At 71.1% G+C, this 19366-nt stretch carries 14 protein-coding genes and 1 pseudogene; 7 read left to right on the forward strand and 8 right to left on the reverse strand.

Annotation, left to right across the window (positions count from 1 at the left end):
• Window positions 1-249: 249 nt before the first annotated feature.
• A pseudogene (locus OHN74_RS34385) lies at window positions 250-879 on the forward strand (L,D-transpeptidase family protein); the annotation flags it as partial.
• 43 nt (window positions 880-922) lie between these two features.
• Here OHN74_RS34385 and OHN74_RS34390 read toward each other — a convergent pair.
• On the reverse strand, window positions 923-2116 hold the full coding sequence (locus tag OHN74_RS34390; RefSeq protein WP_327698460.1) for a Dyp-type peroxidase: 1194 nt from the start codon (window positions 2114-2116) through the stop codon (window positions 923-925).
• A 66-nt stretch (window positions 2117-2182) separates the two neighbouring features.
• On the opposite strand from OHN74_RS34390, the gene OHN74_RS34395 reads away from it, so the two are divergent.
• Entirely contained in the window at window positions 2183-3517 is a 1335-nt protein-coding gene (locus tag OHN74_RS34395) for a right-handed parallel beta-helix repeat-containing protein (RefSeq protein ID WP_327698461.1), read from the forward strand.
• 81 nt (window positions 3518-3598) lie between these two features.
• On the opposite strand, the gene OHN74_RS34400 is transcribed toward OHN74_RS34395, so the two are convergent.
• Window positions 3599-4408 carry a hypothetical protein gene (locus OHN74_RS34400; RefSeq protein ID WP_327698462.1) on the reverse strand — a complete coding sequence of 270 codons (810 nt, stop codon included), beginning with the start codon at window positions 4406-4408 and terminating at the stop codon, window positions 3599-3601.
• Between the two features lie 106 nt (window positions 4409-4514).
• Window positions 4515-7916, reverse strand: a complete 3402-nt coding sequence (locus tag OHN74_RS34405; RefSeq protein ID WP_327698463.1) for an SdrD B-like domain-containing protein — start codon at window positions 7914-7916, stop codon at window positions 4515-4517.
• A gap of 369 nt (window positions 7917-8285) precedes the next feature.
• On the opposite strand from OHN74_RS34405, the gene kdpF reads away from it, so the two are divergent.
• From kdpF to OHN74_RS34430, 5 genes are read left to right on the forward strand one after another with little or no spacing between them, the layout of a single operon-like run.
• Entirely contained in the window at window positions 8286-8375 is a 90-nt protein-coding gene (gene kdpF / locus OHN74_RS34410; protein ID WP_009326374.1) for a K(+)-transporting ATPase subunit F, read from the forward strand.
• Window positions 8376-8383: 8 nt separating this feature from the next.
• Entirely contained in the window at window positions 8384-10048 is a 1665-nt protein-coding gene (gene kdpA, locus OHN74_RS34415) for a potassium-transporting ATPase subunit KdpA (protein WP_327698466.1), read from the forward strand.
• A gap of 47 nt (window positions 10049-10095) precedes the next feature.
• Window positions 10096-12195: a potassium-transporting ATPase subunit KdpB gene (gene kdpB, locus OHN74_RS34420; RefSeq protein ID WP_327700372.1), complete on the forward strand. Its 2100-nt coding sequence runs from the start codon at window positions 10096-10098 to the stop codon at window positions 12193-12195.
• A 4-nt stretch (window positions 12196-12199) separates the two neighbouring features.
• On the forward strand, window positions 12200-12832 hold the full coding sequence (locus OHN74_RS34425; protein ID WP_327698467.1) for a potassium-transporting ATPase subunit C: 633 nt from the start codon (window positions 12200-12202) through the stop codon (window positions 12830-12832).
• 7 nt (window positions 12833-12839) lie between these two features.
• A complete protein-coding gene (locus tag OHN74_RS34430; protein ID WP_327698469.1) occupies window positions 12840-13523 on the forward strand; it encodes a response regulator transcription factor in 684 nt (227 codons plus the stop codon).
• 78 nt (window positions 13524-13601) lie between these two features.
• Here OHN74_RS34430 and OHN74_RS34435 read toward each other — a convergent pair whose 3' ends face one another.
• Genes OHN74_RS34435 through OHN74_RS34455 form a run of 5 tightly spaced genes read right to left on the reverse strand, consistent with a single transcriptional unit; the run spans window position 13602 to window position 19364 of the window.
• Window positions 13602-14549, reverse strand: a complete 948-nt coding sequence (locus OHN74_RS34435; RefSeq protein ID WP_327698470.1) for a sugar phosphate isomerase/epimerase family protein — start codon at window positions 14547-14549, stop codon at window positions 13602-13604.
• Window positions 14546-15154 carry a nucleoside deaminase gene (locus tag OHN74_RS34440; RefSeq protein ID WP_327698471.1) on the reverse strand — a complete coding sequence of 203 codons (609 nt, stop codon included), beginning with the start codon at window positions 15152-15154 and terminating at the stop codon, window positions 14546-14548. The genes OHN74_RS34435 and OHN74_RS34440 overlap by 4 nt, the downstream gene beginning before the upstream one ends.
• Before the next feature lie 39 nt (window positions 15155-15193).
• Window positions 15194-16723 (reverse strand): GMC oxidoreductase, encoded by a 1530-nt coding sequence (locus OHN74_RS34445; protein WP_327698472.1) that lies wholly within the window; start codon window positions 16721-16723, stop codon window positions 15194-15196.
• A gap of 56 nt (window positions 16724-16779) precedes the next feature.
• Window positions 16780-17937, reverse strand: a complete 1158-nt coding sequence (locus OHN74_RS34450; RefSeq protein WP_443060494.1) for an ROK family protein — start codon at window positions 17935-17937, stop codon at window positions 16780-16782.
• Window positions 17937-19364: a carboxylesterase family protein gene (locus OHN74_RS34455; protein ID WP_327698474.1), complete on the reverse strand. Its 1428-nt coding sequence runs from the start codon at window positions 19362-19364 to the stop codon at window positions 17937-17939. Before OHN74_RS34455 ends, OHN74_RS34450 begins: the two co-directional genes overlap by 1 nt.
• Between the last annotated feature and the right edge of the window lie 2 nt (window positions 19365-19366).

The raw sequence follows: 19366 nt of genomic DNA on the forward strand, positions 1-19366 counted from the left end.
CCACGGGAAGTGCGGTGTCGAGGGTGCGGGTCCGTTGTGGCTGGTCGCGCGGTGCCCCGCGCCCCTTCGGGGGCGCGGCAAGCGGACCGGAGTTCGCCGCCCCCGCCCGGTCGAGCGGACCCGCCCCGCCGAAGTGACGTATCCCTGGGAGGAGAACGCGAGCCGGACCGCTGAGGAGGCGCTGTGGCGAGAACCCGAGGCCGTATCCCTCGTACGACGGCGGTGTTGGCCCTGGGGCTGCTGCTGGGATTGCTCCCGCCGACGGGACTCGCCGTGGCGGCCGACCCCGCCCCCTCGCCCTGCGAGGCCGGCACCGGCCCCTACCAGCAAGAGCTGGAGGAGCATCTGAGGCTGCCCGTGGACGGACGGCAGACGCCCGCCGACTGCGAGGCGATCCGCGCCTTCCAGAGCCGCAACGGGGTGCGGCCCGCCGACGGTTACGCGGGCCTGACGACCTACCGCACGATGCTCGTCGTCGAAGCGCGTGCCGACCCGAACGCCGCCGGGAAGTGCCCGGTCCGCTCGTACCGCATCGCCTGTGTGGATCTGGCCCGGCAGCTGATGTGGGTGCAGACCGGTAGCCGGGTCGTGTACGCGCCCGTGCCCATCCGCTCGGGGCGCGACGGCTACGAGACCCGCACCGGCTGGTTCACCGTCTACTGGCGGGACCTCGACCACTACTCCGACCTGTACGACAACGCACCCATGCCGTACTCCCAGTTCTTCAGCGACGGCCAGGCCTTCCACGGCACCCCCGGCGACCTGTTCAGCGGCGGCTCCCACGGCTGCGTCAACCTGCGCCTCGACGACGCCCAGCGGCTGTGGAACACCCTCGCCGTGAACGACGCCGTGTACGTGTGGGGCGTGAAGCCGGGTACGGAACGCAAGTTGGCGCCCCGGCCTACCGAGGCCGCGGACCTCGTCACGCCAGCAGACGTGCCCCCAGATCCTCGCCCGGCAGGGCACCCGGAAGGACGTACGCCACCGCCGACCCCCGGTGCTCGGTGAAGCGGCTCAGCTCGTCCGTCGCCGTCATCCGGTGCTGGACGCGCGCGAACAGCGTGGGATCACGCATGAAGGCGAGAAACAGCAGGCCCCGGTCGTCCCGCCCGGCGTCGTAGCCGTAACCCCGGCGCAGCATCCGCGCGCCGGCGTCCAGCCGGGGACTGGCCGCCCGTACGTGTGCCCCCAGCGGGATCACGTACCGGCCCTGCGGGGTCTTCGCGAAGATGTCCACGTCGTCGTGCTCGTGCCGGCGCCCCAGCGGCGCCCCGCTCGCCCGGTGCCGCCCGATGATCTCCTCCTGCCGCCTCGTGCCGAGCCGCGCGAACCCGGCCACGTCGATGTGGACGCGGCGTACGACGAGGAACGTGGCGTCGTCGGACCACACCCAGCGCTCGCACTCCTCGGGTGTCGGGTTCTCCGTGCCGTCCTTGAAGCCGATCGGGTTGCGCGGTGTCTGCCCGGCCGGGGTCGGCGGCAGAAACCCGGTCTGCCGCCGGCGCGGGCGCAGGGTGTCGCCCGCCAGCCGGGTCAGCGCGTCCGCGGCCGCCGTCGCGACGCGCGGGTCGTCGGCGCAGAGCTGGAGCAGCACATCGCCGCCGCCGTACGCGGGGTCGAGCCGGTCGTCGGGGAACGGCGGCAGCTCGCGCAGCGCGGGCGGCGCGGCGACACACAGGAGCCGGGGGAGCCGGGGGCCGATCGCCACGGTCGCGGTGAGCCGGGACTTCCCGGCGCCCCCGATCTGCTTGATCTCCGTTGCCTGTACGGGAGTCGGCGGCGCGAGTTCACCGTCCAGGACCTCCGCCAGCGCCCGCGTCCACCGCCCGAACACCTCCCGCAGGGCACGCACGCCGCCCGCTCCCCGCACCGCCGGGGCGAGGTCGTACGCCATGACGAGCGCGGCGGTCTGCTGAGGCGTCGTCACACCGGCCTGGCGCGGGCCCCGGAAGCGGAACGCCGGCGGGCCCGCGGCGACGGGAAGGGAACGTGAACCGTCGGCGCACGCGGAAGTGGTCGCGGCGAGGGTGCCGAGGATGGCGGCGCGGGTCAGGACGTCCCGGCGTGCGGGGCCCGACGCGCCGTCGGGCGTGGGAAAAGCGGCATGTGCTGTCATAAGAGTGAAAGGGACGATACATCTGCGATCGTGCCAAACATTCTCTTTCCGCGAATCGGACGAACCGTGTCCCTGCGAACCATCTCCCGGGGCCTGCTCGTAGCCGTCTGCCTCCTCACCGGCGCCACCGCCTGTACGGGTTCCTCGCCCCGGGGCTCCGGCGGGGCCGCGCCGGCCTCGGTGGTCCGGGTGCCGCAGGACACCGACTCCCTTCAGGAAGCGGTCGACCGGGTCGGTGAGGGCGGTCTCGTGCTGGTGTCACCCGGCGTCTACCGGGAGAGCGTGACCGTCTCGAAGGCGCGGGTCGTGCTGCGTGGCCTGGACCGCTCCCGGGTGGTCGTGGACGGGGAGTTCGAGCGCGCCAACGGCATCACCGTGACCGGCGCGGGCTCCGTCGTGGAGAACCTGACCGTCCGCGACCACCTCGCCAACGGCGTCCTGTTCACCGGCGTGACCGACGAGTCGGCCCTGCGGGCGGGCCGGGCCGGCGGCTCGGCGTACGACCCGCTGGACACCGTCAGGTTCCCTCCGCTGAAGGGCTTCCGGGCCTCCTACGTCACCGCGTACAACAACGCGCTGTACGGCATCTACGCCTTCGACGCCCGCAGCGGGATCATCGAGCACTCCTACGCCTCCGGACACGCCGACTCCGGGATCTACGTCGGCCAGTGCCGCCCCTGCGACACGGTCGTCCGGCACAACACCGTCGAGCACAACGCGGTGGGCCTGGAGGTCACCAACGCCTCCGAACGGCTGTATCTGCTGGGCAACCGGGCACGCCGCAACCGGGTCGGCCTGACCCTCAACTCCAACGACCTGGAGGCGCTCGGCCCGCAGCACGGCGCGATCGTCGCGGGCAACGCGCTCACCGACAACAACGACGACGCCAGTCCCGAGCAGGCCGACGGCGGCTTCGGCATCGGGGTCGGGGCGGGCGGCGGGCGCGCCAACGTCATCGAGCGCAACCTGATCAGCGGCAACAGGGCGGCCGGGGTGCTGCTGAGCGACGTACAGGGCTATCCGGCGCGTGCCAACACCGTGCGCGCCAACCGGGTCACCGCCAACGGCACCGATCTGGTCCTGGCCACCGGCACCCCGGCCGGCAACTGCTTCACCGGCAACGGGGAGTCGCTCACGAGCCCGGCGCGGCTCCCCCGCGAGACACGCTGCGGGAAGGGGACGCGGGGTGCCGCACCGGCAGAGCCGGACACGGGGTTGGTACGCGATCCGCTGGGCCACCCGTCCCCGGTCCAGGCACCCCCGGGTGTCTCGTTCCAGGACGTCCCGGCGCCGCCCGGCCAACAGCAGATGCCCGCAGCCGCCACGACTCCGGCGCGAGCGGCGGTGGGCCTGCCGGGCAAGGTGAACCCGCAGGAGTTCTCGTTGCCGGGTGCGGACTAAGGGGCGCGGGGCTGTATCGATGTGCGGCTCCGCCGCGTGGGCGCGACAAGCCACAGCGAACCCGCAGCCGCCACACCACCCTCATCGCTCCCCCCAGGGCGCACCTGGGAGAACAACCCCCCGCACTCGAACTCCACCCAGGTCCAGAGTGACCGTCCGACCCTCACCGAGATCCACCCGAACGCGCCGCATACCCCCCTTGTCGTCGATCCAGTACGACAGGGGAGACCGGTCACGAGGAGAACCGGCCGGGGACGCGGACGCGTTCGGACGGGGCCGAGGCCCCGAGAAGACGTCGTACCGCCGACCGTCCACGCGCTCGTCGCGCAAGCGCAACGGCCCCGACTGCGCGAGCAGTTGCGCGTTGTCGGGCCGGTCGGCGCCCAGTGACAGGGCCAGCCGCAGGGCCGTGTCGAGCGGTGCCGCGCCGAACGCGCGGCGCGTCCACGCGGTCGTCTTCAGCCGCCCCGCCGCGCGCAGCGCATCCTCGGCGGGAGCCGTGGGGGACCCGTCGGCGACCGCCAACCCGCTCTGGTCCCAGGCGAGCAGGCCGCTGTTCGGACGTCCGGCGCCGGTCACCTCGTACCATCCGACGGCCCGGTGCCGGCGGTGGTCGACGACGGCGCGCACCACGGCCGTGCCGTCGCCCGACGCCGTGTGGACGGTGATCTCCGAGGGGCTGATCCGGTATGTGCGGAAGCGGGCCAGGGCCAGGCGCTGGGCCTCGTCGGCGGAGAGGGGCCGGGGGCCGGCATCGCCGCCGGTGAGGAGGAGACCGGCGCAGGCTGCCGCCGCGGTGAGGACGCCCACCGCGCACCAGGCCCGCCGTGCCCTTCGCGGCCTGGGTGTTCTCGGTGCCTTCTCGGTCGTGCCGCTGCTGATGCGTCGCATGGGACGTCTCTACATGCGGGCGGGCCGCGTACCGGTCGACACCGGTACGCGGCCCGCTCCGCGTCACCCTCCCGGGTGCGCGGCCGTTACCCCTCTGGGCAGGGCGTCAGCACTTTTTGCCCTTGCACGGCTCACCCCGCTCGTTGGCGATCTTCACGATCAGCCCTTCGGCGCCCGTACCGTTGGCCAGGGTCAGCCGGTAGGGGCCGAAGACCGGGTTGTCCGGCAGGACGTAACCCTCGGGGACGTCCTTCTCCACGAGGTAGTACGTGCCGATCCGGTTGTCGTCGAAGGAGCACTTGCCCGTCCGGCCGGTGACACAGTCGCCGACCATCCGGTCCTTGGTCGCGCCGCCCCGCTGGAGGCCGGACTTGCCGTTGCTGTCGAGCCACAGCTGGAAGACAGCGCCGCGCAGCGGCTTGCCGGTCTTCCTGTCGGTCTTGACGACCGTCAGCGCCAACTCCTTGACCAGGCCCGCGTCGAGGGTGAGGTCCTGGCGGTTGCCCGGTCCGAGGGTGACCACCGGGGAGCAGCCGCCGGTCGGGTCGACGACAGAGTCGTCACCCACCGCGCCCGCGTTCTGCAGGGTCCACAGGTAGCCGCGCGGACTGCGGAAGCAGACCTTGTAGCGCCCGTCGGGCAGGTCCGTGAACAGGTACTTCCCGGCCGCGTCCGTCGTGGTGGTCCTGATCACGTCATCCGTGGCGGGGTCGATCAGCTCGACCGGAACATCCTTCGCACCGGGCTCACCCGGGTCCTGGATGCCGTTGCCGTTGGTGTCGTACCAGACGAGGTCGCCCAGCCTGTTGAGCTCGACGAGACCCGCGTCGAGGGTGAGGTCCTGGCGGTTGCCCGGCCCGAGGGTGACCACCGGGGAGCACCCGGTGGCCGGGTCGACGACCGAGTCGTCACCCACCGCGCCCGCGTTCCGCCTGGTCCAGGCATGGCCGGCCGGCTTCACGAAGCAGACCTTGTACGTGCCGTCGGCCAGCTTGTCGAAGAGGTACTTGCCGGTGGCGTCGGTCTTGACGGTCCCCAGCAGATCGCCGTTGCCGTTGTACAGGTTGACGGTGATGTCCGGCGCCGGCGGCTCGCCCGGGTCCTGGATGCCGTTGCCGTCGGTGTCGTACCAGACGAAGTCGCCCAGCTTGTCGATCGGACCGACCAGACCCGCGTCGATCGTGTGGTTGACGTTGCCGGGGTCGCCGACGGTCACCGTGGTCCGGCCCGCCGAGTCGACGTTCGAGTCGAGCGCTCGGTCGGAACCTCCGTTCCGCTGGGTCCACTTCAGCTGGGCGAGGGTGGGGGAGCCGGGCAGCGTCGACGGGTTGATCCCGCTGTAGTCGAAGCTGGTCGCGTACTCCGTGTTCGGCGTCAGGCCGTCCTTCGTGCCCAGGTAGTACTCGCCGTTGGCGTCGGTCGTGGCGGTCAGCTCACGTCCGTCCGTCGACGTCAGTTTGACGACGACGCCCGGCACCGGCGGCTCGGACGGGTTCTGGACGCCGTCGCCGTTCGAGTCGTACCAGACCCGGTTGCCGATCTGGACGGGCGCCTGGTCGCAGACGAGTTCCAGGTCGGCGAGACCGTTGGCCTTGCCGAAGAGGTTCTGGCGGAGGGCGAGGTCGTTGTTCCAGGTCGCCTGGATGAGCAGGTTGCCCTTGACACTGGGTTTACGCATGGCCGGGTCGACGGGCCAGTGGCGGACGCCCTGCTGGAACGCGTTGTACGGGTCGTAGACCGTGCTCCACAGCCTGTCGCGGTAGGGCTGGAGCGCCGTGCCACCCTCGGCGACCTGGTCGTGGAACGCGTCGTTGAGCTCGGTGGAGTCGTCGTAGAACTCGCCGCCGCCCGGGCCCTCTCCGTTGGTCGGCAGTGTCGGGTTGCTGGTCAGCCCACCACAGGCGCCGGCGCTCTCCAGCGTGTACGTCGTCCCCGACCTGCAGGCGCGCAGTACGTCGCCGGCGGCGATGCCGGTGACCAGCGGACGCTGCGTGGAGTTGTGGGCGAACGTGGCCGTGCCCGTCATGTCGCCGAAGCGGTCGCGGTAGCCGAGCACCAGGTCGCCGTTGTCGGCGATCTCGATGTTGGACAGGATGGGCTGCGGGGCGGAGATGAAGGAGTGCGTCTCCGTGCCCGGGACGCGCTCGTTCCAGGCCTCCCACTGGGCGCTCATCACCTGGCCGACCGTGGACGGCTTGGTGCAGCGGTAGGCGTCGGCCGGCAGACCGGTGAACCGGTAGGCGCAGCCGCGCGGGTAGTTCAGCGCATGCGTGAAGATCTCACTGAACGCGCCGTTCGTGAACTCGTAGACGTGCGCGCTCAGTTGCGACGGGTCGCCCCACTGGAGATCCGTGGTGACGGTCGTCTCGGCGCCGCACACACCGCCGACCAGTACGCGCTTGCCGCGCACACCGATGCCGTACGGGTGCCACTGGCCGACGCAGGCCTGCGGCCTCGGGATGTCGTACGCCGTCTGCGTACCGGGCCTGGCGGTCGCGCCGGAGCCGAGAACGGCCACGCTGTACAGCTTGGAGTCGCTGAGATTGACCGCGTACAACGTCTTTCCGTCGCCGGAGACGTCGACGTCTCCGATGCCCTCGCGGCCGACCTTGCTGTACACGGCGTTGTCGTGCAGCCAGTTGTCGGTGGTCTCGTGCGCGGTGAGTGTGCCGGGCAGCGTGACGAAGGTGTCGACGGTGTCAGTGGTGCCGAACTGGCGGTAGATCGTGTTGGTGTTGCCCGCCGGGCCGTAGGCCGTGTGCCGCTTGACCAGCGTGCCCATGTACTTGTTGCCGGTGCGGTCCACGCCGATGCCGAACACGGCCTGCTGCTTCGTGTTGTCGGTCAGCTGGGTGACGTTTCCGTCGGAGTTGGGGCCGTTGAAGTCCCCGCCGAAGGACACCAGGCCCTTGTACGTGTTCGGTGCGTCGCCCTTGGCGAGGTTGCAGGTGACCAGGTTCGGGTTCTCCTGGCAGTAGAGGCCGGGGTCCCAGAAGCCGGTGGTGTACGTGACGTCCGTACCGCCGGAGACGTCGACGAAGCCGACGTTGCTGCGCATGACGTCGGCGCCCGAGCCCAGGCCCGCGACGGCGGGGGAGAGGGTGTCGGGATTCGGGTTGGTGACCTGGACGCGGTACTTGCCGCCGGTGAGCTCGGTCGTGGCCGCGAAGACGGCGGTGCCGTTGGTGCCGGTCGTCACGGTCCGGACCTGGCCGGCGTCGTCCGTCAGCGTGACCTTGGCGCCGGCGAGACCCTGCTCCAGCACGCTGTCGTACGCGCCGTCCGCGTCCACCTCGGTGACGACCCGCACCGTCAGAGTGCCGTCGGTGGCGGCGGCCCGCGTGCTCGCGGCGAGCGGGCCGAGCCCGGTGGCCGCGAGCGCCGGTGAACCGGTCGCGACCAGCGCGAGACTCAGACCGGTCAGACCGGCCAGTCGTCTCCGCCGTCCCGGCGGAGCGTCGTGCAGGCGCCGGCGCGAGGCGGCGGTACCTGGTTCTGCTCTGAACACTGTGTCCTCGTCTCGTGGAGCGAACACCCCCATCAAGCTATGTATGGGATCGGTGAAGAAGATCGAATCGGCCCGTTCGGACGAACCGCATGATTATCGGATCTTTCGGGTGGAGTCATCAGGGGCGTGGCCGACTCCCGGTGGTGATCTCGCGGGTGCGTATGGGTTCCGTCAAGAGCTGCTGGACGGCCGTATGGGAGCCGTCAACGGCGGCCGGATCCGGCCGGCGAGGCGCTTTGCTCTGACTGTCCGAACCGATCCACACCTCACGTCTCGCTAGGAGCTCGCGATGGCCGATCTGGCCTTCGTCGTCATCACGATCGCGGTGTTCGCGCTGGTGGCTGTCGCCGCCAAGGGGGTGACGAAGCTGTGACCGCCGAGAACGTTGTCGGCCTCGTCGTGGCCGTCGCCCTGCTGGGCTATCTCGTCCTCGCCCTGATCTTCCCGGAGAGGTTCTGAGTCACGTCATGGGTCCCGTACTCGCCGGCGTGCTCCAGCTGCTCGCCCTCATAGGGGCACTGGCGCTCGCCCACATCCCGCTCGGCGACTACATGGCCAGGGTCTACTCCTCCGACCGGCACTGGCGTGTGGAGAAGTGGATCTACAAGGGCATCGGCGCCGATCCGGACACGGAGATGCGCTGGCCCGCGTACCTGCGCGGTGTCCTCGCGTTCTCGGCCGTGGGTGTCCTGTTCCTCTATCTGCTCCAGCGGCTCCAGGGCGTTCTGCCCGGCTCGCTCGGCTTCTCCTCGATCGACCCGGACCAGGCGTTCAACACCGCCGTGTCCTTCGTGACCAACACCAACTGGCAGTCCTACTACGGCGAACAGGCCATGGGTCACGTCGTGCAGACCGCCGGTCTTGCCGTCCAGAACTTCGTCTCGGCAGCCGTCGGCATCGCCGTCGCGGTGGCCCTCGTACGCGGGTTCGCCCGCTCTCGCACCGGCGAACTGGGCAACTTCTGGTCCGACCTGGTGCGTGGTGTCGTACGCATCCTGCTGCCGTTCTCCGTCGTCGTCGCGGTCGCGCTGGTCGCGTGCGGCGTGATCCAGAACTTCTCCGGCATTCACGAGGTCGGCCAGTTCATGGGCGGCTCGCAACAGTGGAACGGGGGTGCTGTCGCCTCGCAGGAGGCCATCAAGGAGATCGGTACCAACGGCGGCGGCTACTTCAACGCCAACTCCGCGCACCCCTTCGAGAACCCGACGCCGTTCACCAACCTGCTGCAGATCTTCCTGATGCTGGTGATCCCGTTCGCGCTGACCCGCACCTTCGGGGTCATGGTCGGCTCGGTCAGGCAGGGCTACGCCATCCTCGCGACCATGGCCACCATCTGGGTCGGCTTCGTCGCCCTGACGATGTGGAGCGAGTTCGCCCACCACGGGCCGGCCCTCCAGATCGCGGGGGGCGCCATGGAGGGCAAGGAGACCCGGTTCGGGGTCGGAGCCTCGTCCATCTTCGCGGTGTCGACCACGCTGACGTCCACGGGAGCGGTGGACTCCTTCCACTCCTCGTTCACCGGGCTCGGCGGCGGCATCACCATGCTCGGCATGATGCTGGGCGAGATCGCGCCCGGCGGCACCGGCTCCGGCCTCTACGGCATGCTGATCATGGCGGTCATCGCGGTGTTCATCGCGGGGCTCATGGTCGGCCGTACGCCCGAGTACCTCGGCAAGAAGATCGGCACCCGCGAGATCAAGTTCGCGGCCTGCTACATCCTGATCACCCCGGCCCTGGTGCTCGTCTTCACGGCAGCGGCGATGGCGTTGCCGACGCCCGGCAACTCGATGACCAACAGCGGGGCGCACGGCTTCTCCGAGATCCTCTACGCCTACACCTCCGCGTCGAACAACAACGGTTCGGCCTTCGCCGGGCTGAACGCGGACACCCAGTGGTTCAACACCACCTTGGGCCTGGCCATGGTCCTGGGCCGGTTCCTGCCGATGGTGTTCGTCCTGGCGCTGGCCGGTTCGCTCGCCGAACAGCAGCCGGTCCCGGTCACCGCGGGCACCCTGCGGACCGAGAAACCCCTGTTCACGGGTCTGCTGGTGGGCGCGATCCTCATCATCACCGGCCTGACCTACTTCCCGGCTCTGGCGCTGGGGCCGCTGGCCGAGGGGCTGGCGTCATGACGACCGACACAACTGACACGACCGACACGACCGAGCAAGAGGACGCGATGTCCACAGCCACTCCGGCCCGGGCGCCGCACAGCGACGTACCCACCGGCCACCAGCCCGCCGAGAACCGTGTCGGCGCGGGCCTCTTCGACCCCGGGCAACTGCTGAGGTCGCTGCCGGACGCCTGCCGCAAGCTCGACCCACGGGTCATGGTCAAGTCCCCTGTCATGTTCGTGGTGCTGGTCGGGTCGGTGCTGACGACGGTGTTCTCCTTCAAGGACCCGGGCGACTGGTTCGGCTGGACCATCAGCGCCTGGCTCTGGCTGACCGTGATCTTCGCCAATCTGGCGGAGGCGGTCGCCGAGGGGCGTGGCAAGGCCCAGGCCGACACCCTGCGCAAGGCCAAGACCGACACCGTCGCGCGACGGCTCGTCGGGGACGGAGAGGAGCAGGTGCCCGGCACCGAGCTGCGCGTCGGCGACCGTGTCGTCTGCGAGGCCGGTGACGTCATCCCCGGCGACGGTGACGTCGTCGAGGGTGTGGCGTCCGTCGACGAGTCGGCCATCACCGGGGAGTCGGCGCCGGTCATCCGGGAGTCGGGCGGCGACCGGTCGGCCGTCACCGGTGGCACGAAGGTGCTGTCCGACCGGATCGTCGTCAAGATCACGACGAAGCCCGGCGAGACCTTCATCGACCGCATGATCGCCCTGGTCGAGGGCGCGGCCCGGCAGAAGACGCCGAACGAGATCGCGCTGAACATCCTGCTGGCCTCGCTGACCGTCGTCTTCCTGCTCGCGGTGGCCACTCTGCCGCCGCTCGCTGACTACGCGGGCACCCATCTGACGATGGTCGTGCTGGTCGCCCTACTGGTCTGTCTCATCCCGACCACGATCGGCGCGCTGCTCTCCGCGATCGGCATCGCGGGCATGGACCGGCTGGTGCAGCGCAACGTACTCGCCATGTCCGGCCGGGCAGTTGAGGCCGCCGGTGACGTCTCCACCCTGCTGCTCGACAAGACCGGCACCATCACGCTCGGCAACCGGCAGGCTTCGGAGTTCGTGCCGGTGAGCGGCACCACCGAGGCGGAGGTCGCGGACGCCGCACAGCTGTCCTCGCTGGCCGACGAGACGCCCGAGGGGCGGTCCATCGTCGTGCTGGCCAAGGAGAGGTACGGGCTGCGCGAACGCCACCAGGGCGAGTTGGCCGGCGCCGAGTGGATCGCCTTCACCGCCCAGACCCGGATGTCGGGCGTGGACGTGGACGGCAGGAAGATCCGCAAGGGTGCCGCCGGTTCGGTCGTCGCCTGGGTGAAGGAGCAGGGGGGTGTCGTGTCCGAGGACGCCGGCGCGCTCACCGACCGGATCTCCGAGGCGGGCGGTACACCGCTGCTGGTGGCCGTCGAAGACAGCGACGGGGCACGGGTGCTGGGAGTCATCCACCTCAAGGACGTCGTCAAGGAGGGCATGCGGGAGCGGTTCGACGAGCTGCGCCGCATGGGCATCAAGACCGTCATGATCACGGGCGACAACCCGCTGACCGCCAAGGCCATCGCCGAGGAGGCGGGCGTCGACGACTTCCTCGCGGAGGCCACCCCCGAGGACAAGATGGCCCTGATCAAGCGGGAGCAGGCGGGCGGCAAGCTCGTCGCCATGACCGGCGACGGGACCAACGACGCGCCCGCGCTCGCCCAGGCGGACGTCGGCGTCGCGATGAACACGGGCACGTCGGCGGCGAAGGAGGCCGGCAACATGGTCGACCTCGACTCGAACCCGACGAAGCTGATCGAGATCGTCGAGATCGGCAAGCAACTCCTCATCACCCGGGGCGCGTTGACGACGTTCTCCATCGCCAACGACGTCGCGAAGTACTTCGCGATCATCCCGGCGCTGTTCGCGGCCGTCTACCCGGGCCTCGACAGGCTCAACATCATGAACCTGTCCTCGCCCGACTCCGCGATCCTCTCCGCCGTCATCTTCAACGCGCTGATCATCATCGCGCTGGTGCCGCTCGCACTGCGGGGTGTGCGGTACAAGCCGATGAGCGCCGACCGGATGCTCCGCCGCAATCTCGGGATCTACGGCATCGGCGGCCTGATCGCCCCCTTCATCGGCATCAAGATCATCGACCTGCTGATCTCCCTCATCCCCGGCATTGGGTGACGTCATGAACAACTCGGTTACGAACACTGCCCGGTTGCTGGGAGCGGGGCTGCGTGCCCTGCTGGTGTTGACCGTGCTCACAGGTGTGATCTACCCGTTGGCCGTCACAGGTGTTGCCCAGGCGGTATTCCCGGGCAAGGCGAACGGCTCGGAGATCAGGTCGGAGGGGAAGGTGGTGGGTTCCTCGCTGATCGGTCAACAGGGGTACAGCCTGGACTACTTCCAGCCCCGCCCGGCCAATGGCCTGGGTGTGAACTCGGTCAACACGCAGTACAAGCTGATCCTCTCCGGCGCCACCAACCGCTCCGCCGACAATCCCGACCTGATCAAGTGGGTCAAGGAGGCGAAGGCAAAGGTCGTCAAGGACAACTCGACCGCCGACTACAAGGTCAGGCCGTCCGACGTACCCGCCGACGCGGTCACGTCCTCCGGCTCCGGCCTGGACCCGGACATCTCCCCGGCCTACGCCGACCTCCAGGTCCACCGGATCGCCGAGCGCGACGGTCTGTCCGTCGCCCGGGTGCGGAAGCTGGTCGACGACCACACGGAGGGCCGCACCCTCGGGTTCATGGGGGAGCCCCGGGTCAACGTCCTGGAGCTCAACATCGCGCTCAGGGAACTGATCAGGGGCCAGTGATTCGGTGATGACCCGGGTGCTGGTCGTGGAAGACGACCCCCAGCTCGTACGAGCACTCGTGATCAACATGCGGGCACGCCAGTACGGAGTGGACGCGGCGCCGGACGGCACCACGGCCCTCCGGCTGGCGGCGGCCCGTCTGCCGGACGTCGTGTTACTGGACCTGGGCCTGCCCGACATGGACGGCGTCGATGTCATCAGGGCGCTGCGCGGCTGGACCCGGGTTCCGATCCTGGTGCTGTCGGCGCGCCGGTCGTCCGACGAGAAGGCGGCGGCGCTGGACGCGGGCGCCGACGACTACCTCACCAAGCCGTTCGGCATGGGTGAACTCCTGACCAGACTGCGGGCCGCCGTCCGCCGCACGGAGGAGGTCCCGCTCGCCCCCGGGGCGACGGTCGTCACGACCGACGGCTTCGTCGTCGACCTGAGCGCCAAGAGGGCCACGCGGGGCGGCCGGGACATCCCGCTCACTCCCACCGAATGGCATCTGCTGGAGATCCTGGTGACCAACCCGGGGCGTCTCATCAGCCGGAAGCACCTGCTCCAGGAGGTGTGGGGCGCCGGTCGGCACAGCGGGACCGACCATCTGCGCGTCCACATGGCCCGACTCCGCCGCAAACTGGAGCCGGACCCCGCGCATCCGCGCCACCTGATCACCGAGCCGGGGACGGGGTACCGGTTCGAGCGATGAGGGCGCGGGCGGGCAGTGCGGGTGTGCGGGCGGTACGGACCCACCGGCGTCGGTTCGTCGTCCGGGGCGCGCAGCCGATCACGCCAGTGCCCGACGCGCGACAGCCACCCCCGCCCGGAGGGCCGCCACGGGGTCCGGCGCCTCGTCCAGCTCGATGAGCACGGTGCCGGCGCCGGGTGTGCGGGACATCGCGTCGGCCCAGCCCGGCCAGTCCACGATGCCCGTGCCCAGTTCGGTCATGTAGGGCTGCTGCTGGGCGAACACCGTGTCGTCGATGGTGAGTTCGACGTCGATCGGCCCGACCGCGTCCTTCCAGTGGGCCAGTGCGATCCGCTGCGCGTGGCGACGCGCGACGGCCACGGGATCCCCGCCGCCGAGCGCGATGTGGCACGAGTCGGGGCACAGCCACACATAGCGCGGGTCGGTCAGCGCCATGAACAGGTCGATGTCCCGCTCGTACCAGAGCGTGCTGTTGGACTCCGTGTGGAAGGCGAGCCGCACACCGTGCCGGGCGACAGCGTCGCCGACCGCATGCGCGATGTCGGCCATCCGGGACATGTACGCGGCGTCGACGAAGAAGGGCGGACGCGTCCCGAACGTCGTCCGCATGGGCAGCCCGGTGACCAGGAGGTCCGCCCCGGCCTCGGCGACGAAGGCGGCACGGCGCTCGGCGTCGGCGACGATCGCGGGCAGGCTGTCGCCGTGCCGCCAGTCCGGGGCGTCGCTCCCGGCGACGAAGGCACTCACGACGCTCAGGCCCCGGGCCTCCAGCGCGCGCCGGAACGAGGAGGCGCTGCCGAAGGCGCGCAGGGCCGACCCGATGTCGCCGGGCGCGAAGGTCAGCTCGACACCGCTGACACCGGCCAGGGCCAGCGCGTCCAGTATCCGCTCCCAGAAGCGGCCTGCGTCGGCGAGAGCCAACTGCCTTACGGCGTCCGGGGTTTCGAGTCCCCAGAAGGCCGGGTGGTAGAAGGTGATGACATCGGTGGCGAAGCGCGGCTCGGCGGCTTCGGCCGGCGGAGTCACTCGTCACCGCCACGGGCGTTGTAGACCACGACCCCGTCGGCGTCGACCGCTTCCCGGTAGTTCCGGAACACGGCGAGCGCCTCCTCACGCAGCACGTCCTGGACGACCTCGATGCCGCGCGCCTCGAACTGCTCGGCCCAGTCCGCGCCGAGCGGGCCCTCGTCGAACGTGGTGATCTCCTCCAGCTCCGGTCCCTCGCCGGCGACCACGAGACCGCGCACCCCGGACCACATGGTCGCGCCGTAACACTGCACGCACGGACGCCAGTTGACGACCAGCTCGTGTGCCGTCAGACCCTCGCCGCCCAGGTCCCAGCCACCGACGGCTGTTTGGGCCAGCCCCAGCGCGACGACCTCGGCATGCGCACTGGAGACACCGGAGGCGAGGACGACGTTCACCCCGACCGAGACGATCCGGCCGGTGTCCTGTTCCGCGACGAGGGCCGCGAACGGACCGCCGTTGCCCTCACGCCAGTTGCGGTCCGCGAGACGGTGCACGAGGCGCATCCGGTCGGCGCGGTCGGGGACGACGGGAGGCACCTCGGCCAACTCGTCGTCGATCCAGGCCGGCAGCGCCACCCGGTATTCCTTCGCGATGTCGATCACGTTCCAACTCCCTTGCAAGGTACGAAGGTTCGGCGGAATTCAGTGCGCGGCGAGCGCGGTGCGGTGTTCGGTGACGGCTCGGGCCGCGCGTACGGCCGTCACCGCGCCCGTCAGGGTGACGTTGGCGGCCATCGCGGTGGGGACCACGCCGTTGCCGGCGAGGTACAGGTTGTCGAAGCCCCACACCCTGCCGTCCGGGCCGCAGACACTGGTGCCGTCGTCGGCGACGCCGGAGCGGACCGTGCCGGTCAGGTGCAGCGACGAGCCGGGCGGCAGCAGCGCCGACTCGGTCGCCGGGTCGAACGGGCCGAACTCCTCGGCGATCGCCCGGACTTCGGCGAGCGCTCGCCCGACAAGGGTCCGGTCGGCGGCGGAGTAGGCGAACTCGACGCCGATCCGGGGCAGTCCGGCGAGATCGGTGGCCGACTCCGAGAACACCAGCCGGTTCTCGGGGCGCGACTCCACGGGGACGTACAGCGCGAGACCCACGGAGTGCGCGAGAGGACGGCCGTCGTCGTCCACGTACGTCCTGTTCATGATCTGGCCGTGGAACGGCTGCGCCGCGCCGTTCTGCGGCAGCCAGAGCGAGTCCGTGCAGAACTCGCCGACGCGGGGGAGCGGCAGGGCGTCGAGGGCGATGCCGAACCGGTCGAGGTCGAGCAGTACGCGGGCGGTGACGAAGGCGTGCTCGTTGAGATACCGGCCCAGGGCGGCGGGGCGGATGCCCGAGGCGAACAGCAACTGCGGGGTGCGCAGTGCGTCGGCGCACACCACCACTGTGTCCGCACGGAGTTCGGACTCGGCGCCGTCGGCGACGCGCCGGAGCCGGGCGCCGGCGACCCGGCCGTCCGACGACACGATGAGCGAGGTCGCGAGGGTACCGGTGACCAGGGTGAACGCGGGGTCCCCGCCCGTCGCGATCGCGGGGAGGATCGTCCCCGGGGCGGTGCGCGGGAGGGGGCCCGAGGGCGTCGCGGTGACCGCCATGGGCATGGGCTGCGGACGCCGGTCGTAGGGTCCGGCACCGTCGTAGCGTCGGCGCAGTGCGTCGAGGACCAGGTCGCCGACCTCGGTCGGGCCGATCGGGGCGGGTGTGACCGCGAGCAGTCGGCGTGCGGTGTCCAGGTCCGCCGCCCAGCCCGCCGGGTCGCCGAAGTCGAACACCTCGCTCCCGGCGGGCCACGGCGTCGCCGCGGTCCAGTGCACGCCCATGCCGCCCGCGTTCCACGCGAGCGCCGTCGCGGGCATCGCCTCGGCGTCCTCGCCGAAGGCCAGCGCGTGGAACATGCCGGGCGTCAGCTCGTCGATGCCGTCCGCGACCTCACGCACCACTTCGGCGCCCGTGTACATGCCCTGGATGCCGGTGGTGACCCGGTCGTTGTAGCGCTCCCACAGGACGGGGTCGTCGACATCGTGCAGGTGCACACCGGGGGCCGTGCCGATCGCCTCGCCGCCGTCGACCATCGTGATGCGCAGCGTCGGGTCGGTGTCCCGCAGCAGTCGGGCCACGACGGCTCCCATGATGCCGCTGCCGACGACGAGGACATCGGTGTGGGGGGTGTCGGTCACAGTGAAACTCCATGTCTTGTACCGCTGTTGGTGCTGGGAGAGGGAGGCGCGCGGGGTCACGCGCCGGGGACGAGGGGACCGAACAGCTCGGTGTCCATGCGGTCCAGGGCCAGCTTCACGGCGCCCACGAGGGGGGCCTCACGGCCCAGGACCGTGGCACGCAGTTCGACGGCCGGGTTGCGGGCACGGCGCAGCGCCGCACGTACCCGGGGCAGCAGCACGTCGGCCGCGTCCTCCAGACCGCCGCCGAGCACGATGAGGGACGGCGCGATGGTCCACGACAGGGTCGTGAGGATCGACGCGATGTGTTCCACGAGCTCGTCGACCTCGGCGAGCGCGGCGACATCCCCCTCACGGGCCGTCTCGAACCGGCCGAGCGCGACCGCGCGCCTGGCCGGATCCGGTGAGGTGAGCCATGCCACCGGGCGGTTCTCGACCGAGCCCGCCGGGATCGAGGCCGCCTCGACGATCTCACCGGCGGCGCCGTCGAGACCGCGGTGCACCTCACCCCGGATGAGAATGCCGAGACCGGTCCGGTTGCCCAGCACCGCCCAGACGACGTTGTCGTGGTCGTCGGCCGCGCCCCGCCAACGCTCCGCGAGCGCACCGAGGTTGGAGTCGTTGTCCGCGAACCAGGGCACCGGGACGCGCCGCGTGAGCTCGTCGGGCAGACGCACGCCCTCCCATCGGGTCGTGTGCACCAGGCGGCGGATGACCCCGTCGTCGTCGACGGCACCTCCGCTCGCGACCGCACCGGCCCGCAGCCGGTCCACCGACCCGCCCGCGTCGTCGAGCGCCTCCCGCACCAGCGCAGCCATGTCGTCCAGCGTGGCCCGCGGATCCTGGTAGGCGCGCAGCGTCCGTTGCGCGCGGCCGAGAACACGGCCCCGGACGTCCGCGACGGCCGCGGACGCACCCGAGGTGGTGAAGTGCACAGCCGCCAACAGGGCGTGCTCCGCCCGTAGTTCGTACCGTCGGGCGGGACGGCCCGCGCACCCGCTGGTCGGCACCCGGGCCAACTCCGCGACCCAGCCCGCCTCGACGAGCGAGTCCAGGACGATTTCGATGGTCCGGCGCGAGAGACCGGCCCGCCCGGCGAGCGCGGTCAACGTCATCGGCTCGGCCGACACCGCCAACGCCCGCAGGATCACTGAGGTGTTGACGCGCCGGACGGCGCTCTGATTCAGGCCGTTCGTGCCGTTCGCCCCGGACATCAGCATGCCTCCACCACCCCGGACTCGGGCCGTACGACGGGATCGAACACGCCTGTCGTGTCGGCGACGAGGGCCGCGCCCGGCCGGCCGTACTCGCGCGCCGGATCACCGGATCCACCGGTCGCCCGCGCCCACTCCGGCTCCCGGCCGTGGACGAAGCCGACCAGATCGGCGTGCATCGCGGCGGCCAACTCCACGGGCGGGCACGGTCCGAGCGCCTTCGCGCCGCCCGGTGCGTCGAGCAGGTCGAAGAAGAACGGGATGTCGACGCAGTGCCCGGCGCCGCCGAGCACGGGGGAGGGCCACTCGAAGGAGTACAGCCAGGTACCGGCGCCGGCGTCGCGGCGCGCGGCGGCCACGCGTGGGCAGGCGGCCCGGAACAGGGTGTCCGTCACCCGGGTGCCCGCCGCCCGGGCGGCGGCGAGTCCGGCCGGGCTGTACGGGCTCGGGTGCGGGTTCTCCGGCGCGGCACCGCAGTCGAACTCGTCGCCCGTCGCGCCGAGCAGCAGAGGTATGTCGTGTCCGTTTCCGGAGAGTCCTTCGGCGACGGACACCGGCAGGACGTCGTCGCCGATGACCGGGCCCAACGGGATCGTGTCGTCGCCGAGTTCGTCCCGCAGGCCGATGACGGCCCGTTGCAGCAGCTCCTCGGTGCGGCTGCCGAATCCGGCCCGCGTCGGCGGCGTCCCGACCCGTTCCCCGAGCCGTTCGACGAACCGGCGGCCCGCCTCCCGTTCCCCTGCGAAGAGGCCGCCGGACAGACAGACCGCCCGCTGGAAGAGGCCGCTCGTGGTCGGCGACGAGAGCAGCGCGAGCACCGCCGCGCCCCCGGCCGACTGACCGGCGAGGGTGACCCGGCCCGGATCACCGCCGAACGCGGCGATGTTCTCCCGGACCCAGTCGAGCGCGAGCAGCAGGTCCCGCAGCCCGAGGTTGGTGGGTACGTCGTCCAGCGGGGCGAATCCGTCGACGCCCAGCCGGTAGCCGACGGTGACGCAGACGACGCCGTCCCGGGCGAACGAACGGCCGTCGTACCACGGACTCGCCGGGCTGCCCCCGAGGAAGCCGCCGCCGTGGATCCACACCAGCACCGGGCAGGGCGCCGCGTGACCGGCGACCTGGGCGGGAGCGACGACGGAGAGGTTCAGGATGTCGTCGCCGGGCACCGACGGCTCCGGCACCGTGGTCGTGGCGAACAGGGGCACGCGTTGCGAGGTGGGCCCGGGCCGGGACGCGTCGAACGGCGCCGGGAACCGGTCGCGTCGCAGCGGTGCCGCGAACCGCCGTACACCGGTCGGTGGTTGGGCGTACGGGATGCCGAGGAACCGCCGCACGGAGCCGGTGCGACGGCCGACGACCGGCCCGGCGGGGGCGTGGACGGTGACCGCGATGCCGCCGATTCCGGTGGTGCCGTCGATGTGGTCCATGG

Source organism: Streptomyces sp. NBC_00459 (genome assembly GCF_036013955.1).
GTDB lineage: Bacteria > Actinomycetota > Actinomycetes > Streptomycetales > Streptomycetaceae > Streptomyces.

Coding starts and splice junctions, on each gene's coding strand:
- kdpA (WP_327698466.1), top strand. CDS start 8,384: ATGGGTCCCGTACTCGCCGGCGTGCTCCAGCTGCTCGCCCTCATAGGG.
- OHN74_RS34390 (WP_327698460.1), bottom strand. CDS start 2,116: ATGACAGCACATGCCGCTTTTCCCACGCCCGACGGCGCGTCGGGCCCC.
- OHN74_RS34400 (WP_327698462.1), bottom strand. CDS start 4,408: ATGCGACGCATCAGCAGCGGCACGACCGAGAAGGCACCGAGAACACCC.
- OHN74_RS34450 (WP_443060494.1), bottom strand. CDS start 17,937: ATGTCCGGGGCGAACGGCACGAACGGCCTGAATCAGAGCGCCGTCCGG.
- kdpB (WP_327700372.1), top strand. CDS start 10,096: ATGTCCACAGCCACTCCGGCCCGGGCGCCGCACAGCGACGTACCCACC.
- OHN74_RS34425 (WP_327698467.1), top strand. CDS start 12,200: ATGAACAACTCGGTTACGAACACTGCCCGGTTGCTGGGAGCGGGGCTG.
- OHN74_RS34455 (WP_327698474.1), bottom strand. CDS start 19,364: ATGGACCACATCGACGGCACCACCGGAATCGGCGGCATCGCGGTCACC.
- OHN74_RS34430 (WP_327698469.1), top strand. CDS start 12,840: ATGACCCGGGTGCTGGTCGTGGAAGACGACCCCCAGCTCGTACGAGCA.